At 70.6% G+C, this 19005-nt stretch carries 20 protein-coding genes; 9 read left to right on the top strand and 11 right to left on the bottom strand.

Features of this window, described 5'->3' with window-relative positions; translation table 11 throughout:
* Window positions 1–52 precede the first annotated feature (52 nt).
* Together ACFVM3_RS34510 and pruA are read right to left on the bottom strand one after the other, a co-directional pair.
* Window positions 53–982 carry a proline dehydrogenase family protein gene (locus tag ACFVM3_RS34510; protein ID WP_378444090.1) on the bottom strand — a complete coding sequence of 310 codons (930 nt, stop codon included), beginning with the start codon at window positions 980–982 and terminating at the stop codon, window positions 53–55.
* Between the two features lie 18 nt (window positions 983–1000).
* Window positions 1001–2629, bottom strand: a complete 1629-nt coding sequence (gene pruA / locus ACFVM3_RS34505) for an L-glutamate gamma-semialdehyde dehydrogenase (protein ID WP_378444089.1) — start codon at window positions 2627–2629, stop codon at window positions 1001–1003.
* Window positions 2630–2757: 128 nt separating this feature from the next.
* On the opposite strand from pruA, the gene ACFVM3_RS34500 reads away from it, so the two are divergent.
* On the top strand, window positions 2758–4359 hold the full coding sequence (locus tag ACFVM3_RS34500; protein ID WP_378444092.1) for a PucR family transcriptional regulator: 1602 nt from the start codon (window positions 2758–2760) through the stop codon (window positions 4357–4359).
* 79 nt (window positions 4360–4438) lie between these two features.
* On the opposite strand, the gene ACFVM3_RS34495 is transcribed toward ACFVM3_RS34500, so the two are convergent.
* From ACFVM3_RS34495 to ACFVM3_RS34475, 5 genes are all read right to left on the bottom strand, one after another.
* Window positions 4439–4675: a S1 RNA-binding domain-containing protein gene (locus ACFVM3_RS34495; protein WP_378444088.1), complete on the bottom strand. Its 237-nt coding sequence runs from the start codon at window positions 4673–4675 to the stop codon at window positions 4439–4441.
* A gap of 155 nt (window positions 4676–4830) precedes the next feature.
* Entirely contained in the window at window positions 4831–5871 is a 1041-nt protein-coding gene (locus ACFVM3_RS34490) for an LLM class flavin-dependent oxidoreductase (RefSeq protein ID WP_378444087.1), read from the bottom strand.
* Between the two features lie 7 nt (window positions 5872–5878).
* Window positions 5879–6271, bottom strand: coding sequence for a DUF6221 family protein (locus tag ACFVM3_RS34485; RefSeq protein ID WP_034318123.1), 393 nt, complete (start codon window positions 6269–6271; stop codon window positions 5879–5881).
* Window positions 6272–6497: 226 nt separating this feature from the next.
* Complete coding sequence (locus ACFVM3_RS34480; protein ID WP_378444086.1) at window positions 6498–7517, bottom strand: DNA polymerase domain-containing protein; 1020 nt, start codon at window positions 7515–7517, stop codon at window positions 6498–6500.
* 19 nt (window positions 7518–7536) lie between these two features.
* Window positions 7537–8094, bottom strand: coding sequence for a GNAT family N-acetyltransferase (locus tag ACFVM3_RS34475; protein ID WP_378444085.1), 558 nt, complete (start codon window positions 8092–8094; stop codon window positions 7537–7539).
* A 24-nt stretch (window positions 8095–8118) separates the two neighbouring features.
* On the opposite strand from ACFVM3_RS34475, the gene ACFVM3_RS34470 reads away from it, so the two are divergent.
* The 8 genes from ACFVM3_RS34470 (at window position 8119) to ACFVM3_RS34435 (ending at window position 14386) form a co-directional block, all read left to right on the top strand.
* The gene (locus ACFVM3_RS34470) at window positions 8119–8805 is read left to right on the top strand and encodes a TVP38/TMEM64 family protein (RefSeq protein ID WP_378444084.1); all 687 of its coding nucleotides are present in this window, start codon (window positions 8119–8121) and stop codon (window positions 8803–8805) included.
* Between the two features lie 166 nt (window positions 8806–8971).
* A complete protein-coding gene (locus ACFVM3_RS34465) occupies window positions 8972–10576 on the top strand; it encodes a protein kinase (protein WP_378444091.1) in 1605 nt (534 codons plus the stop codon).
* A gap of 73 nt (window positions 10577–10649) precedes the next feature.
* Entirely contained in the window at window positions 10650–10955 is a 306-nt protein-coding gene (locus ACFVM3_RS34460; protein ID WP_378444083.1) for a hypothetical protein, read from the top strand.
* A gap of 19 nt (window positions 10956–10974) precedes the next feature.
* Window positions 10975–11397 carry a peptide-methionine (R)-S-oxide reductase MsrB gene (msrB, locus tag ACFVM3_RS34455; protein ID WP_378444082.1) on the top strand — a complete coding sequence of 141 codons (423 nt, stop codon included), beginning with the start codon at window positions 10975–10977 and terminating at the stop codon, window positions 11395–11397.
* Between the two features lie 74 nt (window positions 11398–11471).
* Window positions 11472–12194, top strand: coding sequence for a TIGR04222 domain-containing membrane protein (locus tag ACFVM3_RS34450; RefSeq protein ID WP_378444081.1), 723 nt, complete (start codon window positions 11472–11474; stop codon window positions 12192–12194).
* A gap of 113 nt (window positions 12195–12307) precedes the next feature.
* The gene (locus ACFVM3_RS34445; RefSeq protein ID WP_378444080.1) at window positions 12308–13240 is read left to right on the top strand and encodes a TIGR04222 domain-containing membrane protein; all 933 of its coding nucleotides are present in this window, start codon (window positions 12308–12310) and stop codon (window positions 13238–13240) included.
* Window positions 13230–14045, top strand: a complete 816-nt coding sequence (locus ACFVM3_RS34440; RefSeq protein ID WP_378444079.1) for a DUF692 domain-containing protein — start codon at window positions 13230–13232, stop codon at window positions 14043–14045. Before ACFVM3_RS34445 ends, ACFVM3_RS34440 begins: the two co-directional genes overlap by 11 nt.
* Window positions 14042–14386 carry a hypothetical protein gene (locus tag ACFVM3_RS34435; RefSeq protein WP_378444078.1) on the top strand — a complete coding sequence of 115 codons (345 nt, stop codon included), beginning with the start codon at window positions 14042–14044 and terminating at the stop codon, window positions 14384–14386. The genes ACFVM3_RS34440 and ACFVM3_RS34435 overlap by 4 nt, the downstream gene beginning before the upstream one ends.
* Window positions 14387–14405: 19 nt before the next feature.
* On the opposite strand, the gene ACFVM3_RS34430 is transcribed toward ACFVM3_RS34435, so the two are convergent.
* From ACFVM3_RS34430 to hemE, 4 genes are read right to left on the bottom strand one after another with little or no spacing between them, the layout of a single operon-like run.
* Window positions 14406–15752 (bottom strand): CoA transferase, encoded by a 1347-nt coding sequence (locus ACFVM3_RS34430; RefSeq protein ID WP_378444077.1) that lies wholly within the window; start codon window positions 15750–15752, stop codon window positions 14406–14408.
* Window positions 15752–16444 (bottom strand): hydrogen peroxide-dependent heme synthase, encoded by a 693-nt coding sequence (hemQ, locus tag ACFVM3_RS34425; protein WP_378444076.1) that lies wholly within the window; start codon window positions 16442–16444, stop codon window positions 15752–15754. Before hemQ ends, ACFVM3_RS34430 begins: the two co-directional genes overlap by 1 nt.
* Before the next feature lie 25 nt (window positions 16445–16469).
* Window positions 16470–17849 (bottom strand): protoporphyrinogen oxidase, encoded by a 1380-nt coding sequence (gene hemG, locus ACFVM3_RS34420; protein WP_378444075.1) that lies wholly within the window; start codon window positions 17847–17849, stop codon window positions 16470–16472.
* Window positions 17846–18919 (bottom strand): uroporphyrinogen decarboxylase, encoded by a 1074-nt coding sequence (hemE, locus tag ACFVM3_RS34415; protein ID WP_378444074.1) that lies wholly within the window; start codon window positions 18917–18919, stop codon window positions 17846–17848. The genes hemG and hemE overlap by 4 nt, the downstream gene beginning before the upstream one ends.
* Between the last annotated feature and the right edge of the window lie 86 nt (window positions 18920–19005).

Below are 19005 nucleotides of genomic sequence, written 5' to 3'. Positions count from 1 at the left end.
CAGGGGAAGGGCCCCTTTGTCTTTCAGCGGACCAGTGCCACCGGGGACCGGGTCAGCCCCTGGTGGCGAGTCCGCGCAGGAAGAACGCCAGGTTCGCCGGGCGTTCCGCCAGCCTGCGCATGAAATAGCCGTACCATTCGTCGCCGTAGGGGACGTAGACGCGCATCGTCTTGCCGTCGCCCGCGATCCGGCGCTGCTCTTCGGGACGGATCCCGTACAGCATCTGGAATTCGTGGTCGTCCGCCTTGCGGCCCGCGTCGGCCGCGAGCTTCTCGGCGATCGCGATCATCCGCGGGTCGTGCGAGGCGACCATCGGATAACCCTTGCCCTGCATGAGGATCTTCAGGCAGCGCACGTAGGACTTGTCCACTTCGGACTTGTCCTGGAACGCGACCTCCTCGGGTTCGGCGTACGCGCCTTTGCACAGCCGGACGCGGGAACCTTCCGTCGCCAGGTCACGGCAGTCCTGCTCGGTGCGCCGCAAGTAGGCCTGCAGCACCGCGCCGACCCACGGGTACTCGGTGCGCAGTTCGCGCAGGATGCCCAGCGTCGAGTCGGTGGTGGTGTGGTCCTCCATGTCGAGGGTCACCGTGGCACCGACCGCTTCGGCCGCCGCGCAGATCTTGCGGGCGTTCTCCAGCGCGACCTTCTCACCGTCGGCGGGCAGGAACTGCCCGACCGCGGACAGCTTCACCGAGACGTCCGCGCCGAACGCGAGGCCGTCGGCCGCCAGCGCGGTCAGCAGTTCCTCATAGGCGCGGACGGTGGTCGCGGCCTGCTCGGCGTCGGTGGTGTCCTCGCCGAGGTGGTCGAGGGTGACCCGGAGGCCGTCGTCGGTCAGTTCGCGGACCACCCTGGCGGCGTCGGGCGTCTTCGAACCGGCGACGAACCGGCCCACCACCGATCGGGTGGCGGGGACGAACTCGACCAGTTTGCGCATCCGCTGGGATCGAGCGGCGGCGAGCAACGGGGCACGCAACATCACGGACTCCTGGAGAACTCAGCCCTGGTGGGGGTAGCGGACGCTGGTGGGCGGGACGAAGGTCTCCTTGACCGAGCGGGGGCTCGTCCAGCGGAGCAGGTTGAACACCGAACCGGCCTTGTCGTTGGTGCCGGACGCGCGACCGCCGCCGAAAGGCTGCTGGCCGACGACCGCGCCGGTCGGCTTGTCGTTGACGTAGAAGTTGCCGGCCGCGAAGCGCAGCGCCTCGGCCGCCTTGGCGACGGCCGTGCGGTCGTTCGCGATGACAGCCCCGGTGAGCGCGTAGTCGGCGGTCTCGTCGACCAGCTTCAGCACGTTGTCGAAGTCCTCGTCCTCGTAGACGTGCAGGGCGAGGATCGGCCCGAAGTACTCGGTGCGGAAGATCTCGTGGTTCGGGTTGTCCGACACCAGGATCGTCGGGCGCACGAAGTAGCCGACGCTGTCATCGGCGGTACCACCGGCGATGACCTCGATCTCGGCGTCCTCGGCCGCGCTCTTCAGCACGGCGGCGTGCTTGTCGAAGGCGCGGCGGTCGATCACGGCGCCGCCGAAGTTGTCCAGGTCGGTGACGTCGCCGTAGGTGATGGCCTCGGTCTCGGAGACCAGCTCGTCCTTCAGGCTCGCCCAGAGCGAACGCGGGACGTAGGCGCGGGACGCGGCCGAGCACTTCTGGCCCTGGTACTCGAAGGCGCCGCGGATCAGCGCGGTGCGCAGGACGTCGACGTCGGCGGAGGCGTGCGCGAGCACGAAGTCCTTGCCGCCGGTCTCGCCGACCAGGCGCGGGTACGTGCGGTAGCCGGAGATGTTGGCGCCGACGGTGGCCCACAAGTGCTGGAAGGTCGCGGTGGAACCGGTGAAGTGGATCCCGGCCAGGTCACGGTGGGTCAGGGCGACCTCGGAGACGGCCTTGCCGTCACCCGGAAGCAGGTTGATGACGCCCGGCGGCATGCCCGCCTCTTCGAGCAGCCGCATCAGCATGTGCGCGGCGTAGCTCTGCGTCGGCGACGGCTTCCACAGCACGACGTTGCCCATCAGCGCGGGCGCGGTCGGCAGGTTGCCGGAGATCGCGGTGAAGTTGAACGGGGTGATGGCGTACACGAAACCCTCGAGCGGACGGTGCTCCATCCGGTTCCAGATACCGGGCGAGCTGACCGGCTGCTCGGCGAGGATCTGACGGCCGAAGGCGACGTTGAACCGCCAGAAGTCGATCAGCTCGCAGGCGGAGTCGATCTCGGCCTGGAAGGCGGTCTTCGACTGGCCGAGCATGGTGGCGGCGTTCAGCTTGGCGCGCCACGGGCCGGCCAGCAGGTCGGCGGCGCGCAGGATGATCGCGGCGCGGTCGTCGAAGGACAGCGCGCGCCAGCCGGGGGCGGCGGCCTTGGCCGCCGCGATCGCGTCGCGGGTGTCCTCCGCGGTCGCGCTGTGGATGACGCCCAGCACGGCCTTGTGGTTGTGCGGCTGGACGACCTCGATCTTCTCGCCGCCGCCCTTGCGCTGCTCACCACCGATGGTCGCGGTGATGTCGATCGGGTCGGCGTTGCCCAGCAACTTGAGCGCGCCCTCGAGTTCAGCGCGCTCAGCGCTGCCCGGTGCGTAGTTCAGCACCGGCTCGTTCTTCGGGGCGGGGGTCTGGGTCACGGCGTCCACTGACTGCTCCTGACTGCACTTCGCCGGGTAGAGGTCTCACCCCGAACGGTAGACCTGACGGCGCCGCGACGGCTTGTTCTACTGGCTAGAATCAGGGTGACCATCTTGTCCGATCGGCTTAATCGGTGATGACAGTGTCCTCCCTGACTACTCAGACGACCCCCGGCGCCTCCCTCCGGCATGTCCTCGCCACGCTCGGGGAACCGCTGGTCAGGGTGCTCGCGGCCCCGGGCGGGCTCGGCGTCGGAGTGGAGGACGTCGTCATCCACGATCCGGAGGATCCGCCCGACGCCCATCCGGGTGACCTCGTCCTGGTGATAGGCGCCCGCGGACGCTCCGCCGCGGGGGCGATCCGGGCGGCGGGACGGTCCGGCGCGGCCGCCGTGGCGGTCAAGAACGGCATGGCCGTCGTGAACGTCGCGACCGACGCGGGGATCGCGCTGATCGAGGTCGGCCACGAGGCGCGCTGGGAGCAGGTCGAAGCACTGGCCAGGGGCGTCGTCGACGCGGCTCGCGCCGGTGGCGAGGCGGACAGCGGCGAGGTCTTGGGCGATCTGTTCTCGCTCGCGCAGACCATCGCGACGCTGACCGGCGGCCTGGTCAGCATCGAGGACACCGCGAGCCGCGTGCTGGCCTATTCGCGGGCGGGCGACGAGGTGGACGAGCTGCGCAGGCTCTCGATCCTCGGCCGCGAAGGCCCGGAACGCTACCTCGCGATGCTGCGCGAATGGGGCGTCTACCAGCGTCTTCGCGCCGGCGAGGGCATCGTCCGCATCGACGAGCGGCCCGATCTCGGCATCCGGCGGCGGATCGCGGCCGGGATCCACGCCGGATCGCAGCCGCTGGGCACGATCTGGGTCCAGGAGGGCGCGCATCCGCTCACCGAAAGCGCGGAAGTCGCCTTGCTCGGTGCCAGCCGCGCGCTCGCGCCGCAGCTGATCCGGCACCGGACGCTGCCCAGCCCGGAGCTCCGGCTGCGCGAGGATCTGCTGACCGGGCTGCTCGACGGCCGCCTCGACGCCGAGTCCGTCGCCGACGACATCGGCGCGGATCCCGGAAAACCGGCCATGGTGCTGGCGTTCTCGCTCCCCCGCGACCGGGCCGCGACGGACCGGCAGCTCCGGCGCGCGGAGCTGGTGCACCTGATCACCGTGCACACGGCCGCGTACCGGCGGAGCGCGCTGGTGAGCGTGATCGGCGGCCGGGTCTACGCGCTGCTGCCCGACCTCCCCGAGCACGCCGAACCGCGGATCCTGGCGCTGGCCAAGGAAATCGCCGGCACGGCGCAACGACATCTCGACGTCCGGGTGCGCGCGGCGCTGGGCGGTGTGGTCCCCAGCCTCTCCGACGCGGCGGCCTCGCGCGGCGACGCGGACCGCGTGCTGGCCACGATGGCACGCGGGCACGGGACCGCGGACGTCGCCTCGCTGGCCGACGTCCGTGCCGAGGTCCTGCTCTCGGAGGTGCTCGCGTTCCTGAGCGAGCAACCGAGGATCCGCGATCCGCGGCTGACCGACCTGATCGCCCACGACGCCGAGCACGGCGGCATCCTGGTGCCCGCCGTGCTCGCCTACCTCGACGCCTTCGGCGACGTCCGGAAAGCGGCGCGCGAGCTGAACATCCACCCGAACACGGTCCGCTACCGGGTGCGCCGCGCCGGCGAGGTGTGCGGAATCGACCTCGACGACCCCGCGCAGCGCATCCTCACCCAACTCCTTTTGCGCCTCTAGGTTCCCGTCCCGCAAGCAGTCCTCCGGATGCGGTCGTTGCGTGGGCAAGTACCGCATCCAGAGGACGAAACGCGCCGGGTCAGGCCAGGGTCAGGCTGAACCGCCGATTCTGGACGTCCAGTTTGTCCAGCCGTACCGCGACGGCCGCACCGGCGGTGAGCGGGCCGGTTCCGCCGACGGTCGGCAGCAACCCCTCCATCCCGTGGGCCACCTCGACGAACACCCCGAACGGCAGCACCCGCGTGACGACGCCGTCCACGACGCCGCCATCGGCGTGCGCGGCGACGAACTCACGCCAGTTTTCGGTGGGAGACATGCGATTCACCTCCTCTCCGCGCATGGTCCACAACAGACGGACGCATACGGGGAGGCGGGCTTCGTGCCCGCGCGGAGCTCAAGCGGAGGCCGGGAAACCCGTCCGCTCACGGCCCGAGGCCGACCCGGCAGTCATGGCCGTGACCCTAGCAAAAGTCAGGAGACCGCGGCCAGGCCGCGAAGTCCGGCGACCTCGGCCAGCGCGCGATAGGAATCCAGCCGCTCCACCTGATCGAAAGTACTGGTGGTCACCAGGATCTCGTCGGCTCCGGTCTTGGCGACGAGCCCGGCCAGCCGGTCGCCCACCTCGTCCGGGGTGCCGAAGATCTGACCGTCGAGTGCCCGGTCCAGCCGTTCCCGTTCCCGGTCCGGCAGCGGCCCGGCGAGGATCTCCTCCACCGGCGACAACGGCGGGAAGACGCCGTGTGACCGCGAGTAGACCGTCGACCACGCTTCGGGGATCAGCAGCCGCCGCGCCTGTTCGGCCGTCTCGGCGACCGCGATCGCCGTCGACACCACGACATACGGCCGCGACGCCCGCTCGGACGGGCGGAACCCTGAGCGATAGCCGTCGATGGCTTCGAGCAGCGGGCCCTCGCCGCGGATCGGCGCGATCACCAGCGGCAGCCCCAGTTCCGCGGCCAGACGCGCCCCGGCACCGGTGGCCAGCAGGAACGCGGGCACACGCAGACCTTCCGAGGGAATGGCGTGCACACCCGGATAGGTCGTCTGGTCGCCCGCGAGGAAACCCAGCAGCTCGCGAACCTGGTCGCCGAAGCGATCGGCGTCGTCCTTCTCGTGTCCGAGCGCCTGCCGGACCCCGCCGGTGAACCCGACCGACCGGCCCAGCCCCATGTCGATCCGGCCGGGGAAGAGGGATTCGAGCACGCCGAACTGTTCCGCGACCACGAGCGGGCGATGGTTCGGCAGCATCACGCCGCCGGTGCCGACCCGGATCCACTCGGTCGCCGAAGCGACGGCGGCCGCCAGCACCGTGGGCGCCGAACCGGCGACGCCGGGCACGCTGTGATGTTCGGACACCCAGAACCGGTGATAGCCGAGAGCTTCGATGTCCCGCGCGAAGGCGACGGTGTCCCGCAGGGCGCGGGGCGCGTCGCCGCCGCGGCGGGTCGGGGACCGGTCCAGTACCGAAAGCGTGATCACCTTCGGGTCAACGCGTCCGGACCCGGCGGGCATTCCCCGCTCAGGGGCGCCAGCGCTCGCTGTAGTCCGGGTGGTCGGCGTGCGGCAGGGCCAGCAGCCGCAGGGTCAGGCACCAGTTCGTCCCGGCCTCGTCGGCGGGCACGTGGCACGTCTCGCACCAGTACTCGTTGCCGTACAAGGGGAATCCGGGCACCTTCTCCGAGACGGTGGTGCGGTGCGCCTGCAGGAGCCGCCGGGTCGCTTCGATCTCGTTGATCATCTGATTGACCGTGTCGAGTTCGAGGTCGTTGAGCGAACGGATCTTCTTTTCGATGACGACCTTGGTCTCACCGCGGGTGAGCGATTCGTTGATCTCGGTTTTCTTGACCGCCTGCATGATCAACGCCTGGCGTTGCCCCACACGCGCGGCGAGAAAGGCGATCAGGTCGTCCACGGATACTCCTTCGTCCTCCCCCAGCCTAGTGTTCGGTGGGAAATGTCGCTGGCAGGAAGCCCGGCGTTACGGCCGGGTCCCGTGCGTCACACAGTCTCGTATCGATCCACCGCCCAGCCGTGACTGGTTTCTGGATCGACACGAAAGCGCAATCACTCCGCGAGCAAGAACGAACGAAAAACGTGAATTCGTCACCGACGCCGCACGCGTCGTCACTTGATGCGTGCTAAGTGTCGTCCCGCGCCTTGCTGGGCTGGACGCGTTTCGGTTCGCCGGGCATCTTCGGGTAGTCCGGCGGATACGGCATCTCACCGAGGCCGTGGTCGCGTTCGTCCCGCGCGTACCACTCCAGCAGCGTCTCGATACCGAACGCCTGCTCGTCCATCGGCGCGTGCAGGTCGCCACGCTCGTCGTAGAACGCGCCGGCGGTGAGGACATCGAAGTCGTCCGGGTCCACTTCGGTCAGCAGATCCCAGGTCAGCGGCGTCGACACCGTCGCCCGCGGGGTACCGCGGACCGACCAGGACGACGCCACCGTGCGGTCGCGCGCGGCCTGGTTGTAGTCGATGAAGACCCGGCCGCCGCGTTCTTCCTTCCACCACGCGATGGTCGCCTTGTCCGGGATGCGGCGCTCGACCTCACGGCCCAGCGCGATCACCGCGTGGCGGACGTCGATGAAGTCCCACTCCGGCCGGATCCGCACCAGGACGTGCACGCCGCGGCCGCCCGAGGTCTTCGGGTAGCCGACCAGGCCTGCCGAGTCGAGCACCTCGCGCACCACGCCCGCGACCTCGACCGCGTCGGCGAAGCCCGCCTCGTCCGGCGGGTCCACGTCGATGCGGAGTTCGTCGGGGTGGTCGACGTCGGGCCGCCGCACCGGCCACGGGTGGAAGTCGAAGGTGCCGAGGTTCGCCGCCCAGGCGAACACGGCGGGCTCGGTCGGGCAGACCTCTTCGGCCGTCCGGCCGGACGGGAAGGTGATCTTCGCGGTCTCCACCCACTCGGGTGCGCCCTTCGGCACGCGCTTCGCGTAGAACCACTCGCCCTCGACGCCGTCGACGTAGCGCTTCAGCGTGGTCGGCCGCTCCCCGATCGCGCGCAGCAACGGCTTCCCGACCGCGACGTAATGCTCCACGACCTGGCGCTTCGTGACCCCCCTTGCCGGGAAGTACACCTTGTCCGGGCTGGATACCCGGACCTTGCGCTCGCCTGCCTCGACCTCGATCGGCTCACCGTTCTTGGGCATGCGGACACCGTATCGCCGATCAGGGCCGGGGATCGGTCTTCAGGATTGCCATCGTGACCACGTCATGCCACTCGCCGTCCCACCACAGCGCTTCCCGCTGGAGCCCCTCACGGACGAACCCGGCCTTCTCGTAGACGCGCTGGGCCCGCGGGTTGTGGTCGAAGACCTCCAGGGAGACGCGATGCAGGCCGACGGCGCCGAACGCGTAGTCCAGCAGCAGCCCGGTCGCCTCGGTGCCGTAGCCCTTGCCGAAGAACTCCGGCCCGTTCAGCGCGATGCGGAACGACGCGGAGCGGTTGTCCCTGTCGACGTCAGTGAGCGCGAGATCGCCGACGTGCGTGCGATCCTCCTCGCGCACGATCGCGTAGTCCGCGCGATCGTCGAGTCCTCTCCGCCCGGCGAGCCAGGTCCGGATCTGCTCGGGCGTGAACCGGGTGTGCGTACCGGTCAGCCGGATGGTTTCAGGCTCCTGCAGGGCCTTCCACGTGGTCTCGAAGTAGGTTTCGTCGAGCTGCGTGAGCACGACGTGCTCGCCGGCGAGTTCGGGCTGCGTCCGCAGCGCCTCGGTGTCGATCACAGCGGATACCGTACGGTTGACGCAGTGTCCGGCCGTACCAAATTGATCCTCGCGCTCACCGTGCTCGCCCTCTTCGTGGCGGCCGCGGTCCTGCTGCCGATCCCGAGCCCGGCCGGGCTGCGGGCCTGGGCCGCCGAGACCGGCCCGGCCACTCCCCTGGTCTTCTTCCTGGCCTATTCGGTGCTCACCGTGGCGCCGATCCCCCGCACCGTGTTCAACCTGGCGGGCGGGCTGCTGCTCGGCGCCACGACGGGCATCGTCGTCGGCATCCTGGCGACGACGGTCGCGTCGGCGCTCTCGTTCGCTCTTTCGAGGGCACTCGGCCGCGATCTGGTCGTCCGGCACCTGCACCGGACGAAGGTCCGCGCGGTCAACGACCGGCTTTCCGACGGCGGCGTCCTGGCGATCACGTCCTTACGGCTGATCCCGATGGTGCCGTTCGCTCCGTTCAGCTACTTGTGCGGAGTGTCATCGGTCCGGTTCGCCCCGTATCTGATCGGGACGGCGCTCGGCAGCCTGCCGGGTACGGTCGCGGTCGTCGTCCTCGGCGACGCGCTGACCGGGGAAACTCCGCCCGCCCTGCTGATCTGTTACGCCGTGTTCGCCGCGGCGGGGGCCATCGGGCTCGTCAAGGTCTTCCGGCGCAAAGCCCGGCCGGTGCCCGATCCGAGCGAGGAAGAAGAATTGCCCGCCTCCACACCGGCGAGCTGACGGGGAGCCGAAACCGCCGCCCGCTACACTCGATCGGGTGCGCGGGACCTGTCAGGCCGCGTAGCGCCACCATCACCCGGAGAATGTGTCAGGAGCAGTCGCCATCGACACCGGTCAGCTGATCGCTGGGCACTATCGCCTGGTCGAGCAAATTGGTAGCGGTGCCATGGGGGTGGTCTGGCGTGCCATCGATGTCCGCCTTGAGCGCTCGGTGGCGGTCAAGCAGATCCTCCCGCAGCCGGGTGTCTCCGAGGCCGAACGCGACAACATGCGCCAGCGTGCCATGCGCGAGGCGAAGAACGCGGCCCGTTTCCAGCATCCGAACGCGATCGTGGTGTTCGACATCGCCGAGCACGGCGGCGATCCCTGCCTGGTGATGGAGTACCTGAACGGCCCGAGCCTCTCGGCGATCATCTCCGAGGAAGGCACGCTGCCGCTCGGGCGCGTCGCGAAGATCGGCGAGCAGGTCGCGTCGGCGCTGGTGGCCGCGCACCGCGCCGGGATCGTGCACCGCGACGTCAAACCGGGCAACATCCTGATCGACGAATCCGGCACCGCGAAGATCACCGACTTCGGTATTTCCCGCGCCGCCGGCGACATGACGCTCACCCAGACCGGGCTGATCGGCGGCACCCCGGCGTACCTCGCGCCCGAGCTGGCGCGCGGCTCGGACCCGGTGCCCAGCTCCGACGTCTTCGCGCTCGGCGCGACGCTCTACCAGGCGATCGAGGGCCAGACCCCGTACGGGAACAGCTCGAACCAGCTGGCGCTGCTGTACGCGGCCGCGAACGGCCAGATCAACCCGCCGCAGCAGGCAGGCCCCGCGACGGCGCTGCTGATGAGCCTCCTGCGCACCGAGCCGACCGAACGCCCGACCATGGCCGAGGCCCGTGAGCGCCTCGCCGCGCTGGCGGCGAACGAATCCGCCGCGGGCACGGCGGCGTCGCCGCGGCTCTTCGGAGCGGGCGGCGGTAGACAGCCTGCCGTGCCCGACACCCCTGGGCACGGCATCCCTGGCGCAGAGCGGCCGCCGTGGCAGCGGACCGACAAACCCGCCCAGGCCGCCGCGGCCACTCCTTCGGCTCCGGCCAAGACCCACACGCCGACGGCCGCCTTCATCCCGATGCGCTCGCCGTCCGCCCCGCCGAACACGCCGCCGCGGCCGGTCGCCGCGATGAGCCCGCCGCCGTCCGCGGCCGCCCCGATGCGGCCCTCCCCGGCCAAGCCCGCCGACGCCAAACGCAAGGCCGTCCTGTTCGCGGGCGCCGGCGCCGCCGTCGTGGTCATCGCCGTGATCGTGTTCCTGGTCCTGAATTCGGGCAACGGCACCGACAACCAGGGGGGTAACAACGCCGGGGCGAACCCGCAGACCAGCTCCTCGGCGCCCAAGTCGAGTGCGCCGTCCTCGTCGCGACCCGCGCCGGCGGGCCTGGGGAAGACCCCCAGCGAAAAGATCACGAGCTACTCGAGCGTGGGTGGTTTCGTCCTCGACTTCTTCGACACGGGCAGGATCGGGACATCCGCGAGCTGGAACATGCTCACGGATGCCGCGAAGGAGGTCTACGGTTCGGAGCAGGCCTTCGCCGAATACTGGAGTACCCACAAGGTCACCAGCGCCGACACCGCGCGAGCGGACAGCGGCGGCGGGAATCCCGACGGCTCGATCGACATGAACATCACGCTCAACAAGGGACCGCGTCCGGCGCTGCGCGTGGTCCAGGTCGGCGGGCAGTACCTCATCGACGCCGACACGCGGGTACTCGGCAACTGACGCAGCGTGGCGGCGGTGAGACCCGCCTCGCTGGTGGTAGGCCAATCGCCGCTCGTGGCTTACTGTTGCCGGTATGGCCGATAGCGGACCTTTCGGACCTGGCCAGAATCCTCGCTTCCAGGAGGATCTGGTAGGCCTCGACCCGTACGATCCCGAAGCCCGTGCCTTCGCCGAGCATCTGGACCGCATCGAACGCTGCGGCCCGAACTTCACCGTGGAAGCCTGCCTCGACGGTGTCTCCGATTTCGCCGACTCCAGCAACCGCATCGGCGGTCTGCGCTGGTGGATTTCGGCACTCGTCGTGGTCCTCATCGTGCTCGGCGTGATGGTCACCGCATGGGACATCATCGGCCGGGCCATCGCGTGGCTCGCGGGGTAACGTGGAACCGGTGAAAGGCATGAAACCCGTTGTCGGAGCCACGCCGCGCGTGGTCAAATCCGAGCAGGAATGGCGGGAGCAGCTCAGCCCTGACGAGTACGCCGTGCTTCGCAAGGCGGGCACCGAGCGCCCCTTCACCGGGGAGTACACCGACACCAAGACCACCGGTGTCTACCAGTGCCGAGCCTGTGGCGCCGAACTGTTCCGCAGCGACACGAAATTCGAGAGCCATTGTGGCTGGCCGTCGTTCTACGACCCGGCCGACACCGACGCCGTCCTCCTCCGTGAGGACACCACCATGGGGATGCGCCGGATCGAGGTGCTGTGCAAGTCGTGCCACAGCCACCTCGGGCACGTCTTCGAAGGCGAGGGCTACGACACGCCGACGGATCAGCGGTACTGCATCAACTCGATCTCGCTGAAGCTCGTTCCCGAGTCGTAACCGACCGAAGCGAACCACCGCCCTCTCCGCCGCGTGCCCGTTGAACAGGAACAGCGGCGGGAGGGCGGTGTCGTATGAACGAACCTTGGGGCATCCAGGGACCGGCTTTCGCGTGGCTGTACGGCTGCCTCGTCGTCCTGCCGTTTCTGCTCGCCGGACTTTGGGCGCAGTCACTCCGGCGCGGCTTCCACGACGGCGGCAGGTTGCCGAGCGTGCGGCATGTGGCGGCCTTGGCGGGTGGGACCGCGCGGGTCACCGAAACGGTGGTCGCCTCGATGCTCGAACGCGAACAGGCCCGGCTCGGCCGTTCGGGCAGGCTCTACCGCACCCCCCTGGTCCCGGTCGACCCGCTGGGGCTGGAGCTCTACGGTGAGCTGTCGTCGTTCCCCGACCACGAGCTGCGGGCGACGATGAGCCGCGGTCCGGCGATGCGGGCGTTGTGGGCCGACTTGAGCCGCCGCGGCCTGGTCGTCGCCGAAGGACGACGACGGCTCACGTGGAGGATCACCGCCACCGTCTACGCCGTTCTTCTGGCGATCGGGACGGTCCGGTGGATCGCGACCGCCGGCACCGTGCTCCTGACCGTGTTTCCCGTCGTCGCACTGGCCCTGCTGATCGTCGCCCTCCGGTTCGGCCGGACCGACTACGAGGGCAGGACGACCGCCGCGGGCCGCGCGGTGCTGGCCGAGGCCGAGACGGATCAGAGCCTCGTTTCCGGTGCGACGGGCGCGGTGGCCCTCCGCGGCTTCGCGGCGTATCCCGATCGCGAGTTCGCCGCCGTCCTGAGCCGCTGCTGACGGCCCGACTGCCGTCGTGAAGACCTGCTCCGGATGGTCGGATCACGGAACCACGACCGGACCGAAAAGCGTCCGACTACGGTAAGTGCACCTGCTCGTGAAAGGCCCGTGCGATGGAAGACACCTGGGGCATCCCCGGACCTACATTCCTGGCGATCTATGGCGCCCTCATCGTGTTCCCGGTGGTCGTCGGTCTCGTGTGGACGATCGCGGTCAAGCTGGGCGCCAAGTCACCGCGCGCCACCGTGAGCGGGCCGGCACCGACGGTGTACGAACTCGCCTATCTCGCCGGCGGCCCGGACCGGGTGGTCGACACGGCCATCGCGGCGCTGGTCGATCGCGGGACGTTGCGGGTCAGCAGCTCGAAGCAGCTCCAGCTCACCGGCCCCGAGCCCGCAGACCCGATCGAGAAGGCCGTCGCCAAGGGCGCGCGGCCGGGTTACAACGCCACGACGCGCGGCATCCGCGACCGGCTGCGGATGTCGGGCCCGATGCAGGCGCTCGCCAAGGGGCTGGAGGAACGGGGACTCGTCGTCGCGGACCGGTCTCCCCGGATCCGCCGGGTCGTGTACTTCCTGTACCTCGCCGTGCTCGTGCTCGGCGTCGTACGCCTGATCGCCGGGATCGCCGGTGACCGTCCCGTCGGTTTCCTCATCCCGCTGCTGATCTCGGCCGTGTTCGCGACGGTGATCTCCCGTGCGCTCAAGAACAAGCGGCCAGGCCCGCGCCCGACCAGCGAGGGCGGCCGGATCCTCCACCGGGCCAGGTCCGCCCACGGACGGGAGCGCAAACGCGGTATCCCCAACGGGCCGGGGTACGCCGGCGCGGCCGGTGCCGGGTTGCTGGGCGGCGCCGCCGCGGCGGTCGCGTTCGGCGGCCTCGCCTCCTACCCGGACGACGAACTGAGCGCGGCCCTGATCCCGCCTCCGGTCTCCGGTGGTTTCGGTGGCGGTTCGTCCGGCGGCGGCTCGTCGTGCAGTAGCGGCGGAAGCTCGTGCAGCGGCGGCGGCAGTTCCTGCGGAGGGGGCGGCGGCTGTGGCGGCTGACGGCCCGGGCACGCTCGGGATCGGCATCGGCTGGCGGCACGAGCTGGACCTGTCGATCGCGCGGCTGCCCGGCGTCGACTGGGTCGAGGTCGTCGCCGAGAACCTGCACGCCGGGCATCTTCCCGAAACCCTGATCGCGCTGCGCGACAAGGGAATGCCGGTCCTGCCGCACGCGGTGTCGCTGTCGTTGGGCGGTGCGGAGCCGCTGGACACCGCCCGCGTCGAGCATCTAGCGGAGGTCACCCGGGAACTCGGCGCGCCGATGGCCAGCGACCACGTGTGCTTCGTGCGCGCGGGCGGCCTCGACTCGGGGCATCTGATGCCGCTCCCCCGCACGCGGGAAGCGCTCGACGTGCTGGTGGACAACGTCAAACTGGCGCGGTCGATCGTGGAGGTCCCGTTCGCGCTGGAGAACATCGCGGCGGTGCTGGAGTGGCCCGACGCGGAGTTCACCGAGTCGGAGTTCCTGCGGGAGCTCACCGACCGGACCGGCTGCCTGCTGATCATCGACGTCGCCAACCTGTACGCCAACGCCCGCAACCTCGGCACCGATCCCGAACGGTTCCTCGACGAGATCCCGTGGGAACGGCTGGCGTACACGCATATGGCCGGCGGTGTCGAACGCGACGGCGTCTACCACGACACGCACGCCCATCCGGTGGTCCCGGAGGTGCTGGACCTGCTGCGCGAACTGCGGCGGCGCACCGAGCCGCCGGGTGTCCTGCTGGAACGCGACGACGACTACCCGTCCGACACGGAACTGGCTGCCGAGCTGGCCGCGTTGCGGGAAGCGGTGTCGCCGTGACGTCACCCCGGGAGCGGCTCGCCGCCCAGCAGGCCGAACTGTTGAAGGCGCTCCTCGCGGGAGGCGACGCCCCGGCGGGTTTCGACGCGGACAGGCTCCGTATCGAGGCGAACGTCCTGCGGAACAAGCAGAGCAGGCTGGTCGCCTACCTCCGCCCCGATCTCGCCGAGGCCCTCGGCGACCGGTTCGCCGCGCTGTTCCGTGAGTACGCGACGAGCCGGCCGAAGACCGACGCGATCCGCGCGCGGACCTACGCGGACGCTTTCGGCGCGTGGCTGGTGGAACGCCGTGAGGTCCCGAAGCCCCGGGGCCGGTTCGCGCGCCTGCTACGCCGCATTTAGTCCTCTAAATGCGGGTCGGTCACCAGACCGGGCGGTCGCTTCCGGGTACGTGCGTCGCTTCCGTCCACTGTGGATTCGAGCCCGGCAGCGTGCCCGCCATCTTGACCCGGGTGATCCGGCCGAGCTGGCCGTCGACGTCTTCGAGCCATTCGACGCCATCGAAACCGGTGGGCCCGGCTTCCTTGCGTCCCAAGGAGTTCAGCCACTCCCCGGTCCCGGCGAGCGAGGTCCGGACGTGCTGACTGCCGCCTTCGGTGGCCGCACGGCGGACGGCGGTCATGATCGCCGCCGCGGTGAGCCAGCCGGTCGCGTGGTCGAGCGCCTGCACCGGGAGCGGTCCCGGGCCGTCGAGCCCGGCCGTCCTGCCGCCCTCGTCGGCGATCCCCGACGTCATCTGCACCAGGCTGTCGAACCCGCGCCTGCGCGCCCACGGCCCTTCCCAGCCGTAGGCGGACAGGTCCGCGACGACGATGCCCGGCCGCAGCCCGGCGATCGTTTCCGGCGAGAAACCCTTGGCCACCAGCGATCCCGGCCGGAAACCCTGCAGAACGACGTCGGCGCGGGCGATCAGCTTGCGCAGCCGCGAGCGCCCGGCTTCGGTCTCCAGGTCGACGTACGCCGAGAGCTTGCCCATCCCGGTGTCGACGGCCAGCGGCGGCACGGTGGGCAGCTGGGCCGACCCGATGTGCATAACGGTGGCGCCGTGCGCGGCGAGCACGCGGCCCGCGACCGGCCCGGCGATGACGTGGGTCAGGTCCAGGATCCGCACCCCGCCCAGCGGCCGATCGGACTCGAACAGCCGCACGGGTTCCGACGGCCCGAGCGACCGGATCTCGGCGACCGGTAACGCAGACGACGCCTGCCCTTGCTTGTGCGCCAGCCACTCCTCGCGGGAGCGCAGCACGGCGGCGGCACCGCCGGCCCCGATGACCGCCGACTCGACCTCGTACTTCGACTTGGCCGCGACGACCTTCTCGAACGCCGCCCGTGTCGCGGGCACGCCCAGGCCCCAGCACACGGCGGAGACGTGACGCGGGTAGTTGCAGTGCAGCCGCACCCAGCCGTCGTTGGCCCGGTAGTCGCCGGACAGCGGCGCGCTGAATGGCACCGGTTCCCCGTCAACGCGGATGTACTGCTCGCTGTGGAACGACGCGGCGGCGTGCCGGGTGTCGACCGAGACCTTGCCCGGCTCGATTCCCCGTAGCCGCAAAAGTTCCCCGGCTGCCAGCGTCGCCGCGGCGATACTCGTCGTCGCCGCCTCCTCGACCCGGAAGGTCCCGGGCAACACCGACTCGGGGCCGGTGATCTCGACGGCGTCTTCGGCGAGGGTGTCGCCGGTGAGCGTGGTCCAGACGCGGGCGTCCACTAGGGCAGCAAGGAGATCAGCTCGGCGGGGGCCACCTTCGTCCCGGTGTAGAACGGGATCTCCTCACGCACGTGGAGGCGGGCCTCGGTGCCGCGCAGATGACGCATCAGGTCGACGATGCGGTGCAGTTCGTCGGCCTCGAAGGCCAGGATCCACTCGTAGTCGCCCAGCGCGAACGACGCGACCGTGTTGGCGCGGACGTCCGGGTAGTCGCGGGCCTCCTTGCCGTGGTCGGCGAGCATCTTGCGGCGCTCGTCGTCCGGCAGCAGGTACCACTCGTAGGAGCGCACGAACGGGTAGACGCAGATGAACTTGCGGGCCTCTTCACCGGCGAGGAACGCCGGGATGTGGCTCTTGTTGAACTCCGCCGGGCGGTGCAGCGCCACCTGGCTCCACACCGGCGCCGACGCGCGGCCGAGCGGGGTGTGCCGGAAGCCGCTGTACGCCGCCTGGACCTGCTCGATCTCCTCGGCGTGCCACCAGATCATGTAGTCGGCGTCGGCGCGCAGCCCCGAGAGGTCGTAGACACCGCGGACGACGACGCCCTTGGCCTCCAGCGCGTCGAGGTACTCGGTGGTCTCCGCGGTCGCCTTCGCGCGGTCCTCGCCGAGCTTGCCCTGCTCGGCCCGGAAGACCGACCAGGCGGTGTAGCGGATGGTGTCATTGAGCTCGTTGTAGTTCAGCCGCGCCATACCGCCATCTTGGCACTGCCGATGCTCAAGAGCCCTCGTGGGTCGGTGTGATCCCGGCGATGCGGCGGGCGGCCGCGTCGGCGGTGGCGATACAGGCCGGGAGCCCGACGCCGTGCAGCGCCGCGCCCGCCACGGCGAGGCCGGGGACGGCGGCGACGGCACGTTCGATCCGCTCGACGCGGATGAGATGCCCGGTGCCGTACTGCGGGAGCCCACCACCCCATCGGGTCACCAGGGTGTCGATCGGCTCGGCGGTGACCCCGGTCAGCCGGGCCAGGTCGTCGCGGACAACGCGGACGAGTTCGTCGTCGTCGGCGCGCAGCGCGCCCGGTTCGCCGAAGCGGCCGACCGAGCCACGCACCAGCACCGGGCCTTCGCCGTACTGCGCCCACTTGCGGGAGGAGAAGGTGAACGCCTTGGCGGCGAACGGCTTCCCGGCCGCGTCCCGCTCCCCGGCGCCGATCAGCACTCCGGACGACTCCGGCAGCGCGGTCCCCGGCGGGAGCGCGAGCGCGACCACCGCCATCGACGCGAGTTCGATCTTGGCGAACACCGACGAGGCCACTCCCGCGACACCGTCGAGCAGCCGTCGCGCCGAAGGAGCCGGGACGGCGAGCAGGACGGCGTCGGCGTCGAGGTCGTCGACCTTCCAGCCGGTGGCGGTGCGCTCGAGCGCCGTCACCGTGGTCCCGGTCCGGACCTCGGCGCGGGAGAGCTCCGCGAGCCGGGCGATCAGCGTCCCGAGACCGCCCAGCAGGGTGCCGAAGACCGGCGCCGCACTCGGCGAGGCGGGCATGAGCGAGGCGGCGCCTTCGGTGAGCGATCGTGCGCCGCGATCGATCGCGGAGGCGAGGCCGGGCATGGTCGCGCGCAGCCCGAGCCCGTCCGCTCCCCCGGCATAGACCCCGCCGAGCAGCGGATCGACGAGCCGGTCCACGAGTTCGTCGCCGAACCGCTCACGCAGCAGCTCGCCGAGCGGCACGTCCTCCGCGGGCAGTTTCAGCGGAGACAGCGACGCCTCGGCCTCGACCAGCGCGCGGCCCTTGTCCGACAGCACCCCCGCGACCGCGTCGGCCGAGGCCGGCACGCCCATGATCGTGCCCAGCGGCAGACCGAGCACGGAGCCGCCGGCGTGGATCTTGGCGCGGGCCTTGGTGGGGTGGACGAGGCTTTCGCCCAGCCCGACCTCGCGGACCAGGGCGAGCGCCTCGGGACGGCGGGCGAGGAAGGCCTCCGCGCCGACGTCGTAGCGTTCCCCGGCGAGTTCGACCGTGCGGAGCTTCCCACCGAGCGAGTCCGTCGCCTCGAAGACGACGATCCGGGCGTCTTCGCCGAGCAGCGTCCGCAGCCGGTACGCCGCGGTCAGTCCCGAGATACCGCCACCGACGACAGCGATCGTGCTCACGGCTGGAGCTCGTGCACCAGCCCGACCACGCGCGTCAGAACGTCCGGGTCGACGCCGGGCAGCACGCCGTGGCCGAGGTTGAAGACATGACCGTCAGCCGCGCGGCCCTCGGCGTGGATGCGCCGGACCTCGGCCTCGATGACCGGCCAGGACGCGTGCAGCAGCGCCGGGTCGAGGTTGCCCTGGACCACCCCGCCGCCGAGCCGGCGGACCGCTTCGTCGAGCGGGATGCGCCAGTCGACGCCGACCACGTCGGCGCCCGCGTCGCGCATGGCCACCAGCAGCTCACCGGTACCGACGCCGAAGTGGATCCGGGGCACGCCGTAGCGCGCGACCGCGGACAGCACCTTCGCCGAATGCGGCAGGACGAACTCGCGGTAGTCCCGCTCCGAGAGCGCGCCCGCCCACGAGTCGAACAGCTGGATCGCGTCGGCCCCGGCGTCGAGCTGCGCGGACAGGAAGGTGATCGCCATGTCCGCGAGCCGCCCGGCCAGCTCATGCCACAGCTCCGGCTCGGAGTGCATGAGCGCCTTGGTGTGCTCGTGGTTGCGGCTCGGCCCGCCCTCGATGAGGTAGGACGCCAGGGTGAACGGCGCGCCCGCGAACCCGATCAGCGGCGTCTCGCCCAGCGACCCGACCAGCAGTCCGACCCCTTCGGCGACCCGCTCCACCTGCTCCGGCTCCAGCACCGGCAGCGCGCGCACGCCCGCGGCGTCGCGGATCGGCTCGGCGACGACCGGGCCGGTGCCCGCGACGATGTCGATGTCGAGACCCGCCGCCTTGAGCGGGACGACGATGTCACTGAAGAGGATGGCCGCGTCGACGCCGTGACGGCGGATCGGCTGGAGCGTGATCTCTGCGAGCATCTCGGGGTCGAAGCAGGCTTCGAACATCGAGGTGCCCTCACGCAGCGCCCGGTACTCGGGCAGCGACCGGCCCGCCTGGCGCATGAACCACACGGGGGTGTGGGCCGGACGCTCGCCGCGCGCGGCGGCCAGGAACGGCGCACCGGGCAGGGCGCGACGGGCCGCGGGGACGGTCTGCGCGGGAGAAACGACTGAAGGAGACATCACGGTTCATGGTGCCATGGCCGCTCGGAGGCCTTACTCTCGGCGCGCCTGCGCCCCGAACCGGACGGTCGCGTCTTACAGTCGGT

This window comes from Amycolatopsis sp. NPDC057786, assembly GCF_042797905.1.
Taxonomy (GTDB): Bacteria; Actinomycetota; Actinomycetes; order Mycobacteriales; family Pseudonocardiaceae; genus Amycolatopsis.
This window is presented reverse-complemented; position numbering and strand designations above follow the sequence as displayed.

Excerpts from the sequence above, each read along its gene's own strand:
- ACFVM3_RS34495 (WP_378444088.1), bottom strand. The coding sequence starts at position 4,675 with ATGTCTCCCACCGAAAACTGGCGTGAGTTCGTCGCCGCGCACGCCGAT.
- ACFVM3_RS34460 (WP_378444083.1), top strand. The coding sequence starts at position 10,650 with ATGGCCGATAGCGGACCTTTCGGACCTGGCCAGAATCCTCGCTTCCAG.
- msrB (WP_378444082.1), top strand. The coding sequence starts at position 10,975 with ATGAAACCCGTTGTCGGAGCCACGCCGCGCGTGGTCAAATCCGAGCAG.
- ACFVM3_RS34500 (WP_378444092.1), top strand. The coding sequence starts at position 2,758 with ATGACAGTGTCCTCCCTGACTACTCAGACGACCCCCGGCGCCTCCCTC.
- ACFVM3_RS34480 (WP_378444086.1), bottom strand. The coding sequence starts at position 7,517 with ATGCCCAAGAACGGTGAGCCGATCGAGGTCGAGGCAGGCGAGCGCAAG.
- ACFVM3_RS34450 (WP_378444081.1), top strand. The coding sequence starts at position 11,472 with ATGAACGAACCTTGGGGCATCCAGGGACCGGCTTTCGCGTGGCTGTAC.
- ACFVM3_RS34510 (WP_378444090.1), bottom strand. The coding sequence starts at position 982 with ATGTTGCGTGCCCCGTTGCTCGCCGCCGCTCGATCCCAGCGGATGCGC.
- ACFVM3_RS34490 (WP_378444087.1), bottom strand. The coding sequence starts at position 5,871 with ATGCCCGCCGGGTCCGGACGCGTTGACCCGAAGGTGATCACGCTTTCG.
- hemE (WP_378444074.1), bottom strand. The coding sequence starts at position 18,919 with ATGTCTCCTTCAGTCGTTTCTCCCGCGCAGACCGTCCCCGCGGCCCGT.
- ACFVM3_RS34445 (WP_378444080.1), top strand. The coding sequence starts at position 12,308 with ATGGAAGACACCTGGGGCATCCCCGGACCTACATTCCTGGCGATCTAT.
- hemQ (WP_378444076.1), bottom strand. The coding sequence starts at position 16,444 with ATGGCGCGGCTGAACTACAACGAGCTCAATGACACCATCCGCTACACC.
- ACFVM3_RS34465 (WP_378444091.1), top strand. The coding sequence starts at position 8,972 with ATGGGGGTGGTCTGGCGTGCCATCGATGTCCGCCTTGAGCGCTCGGTG.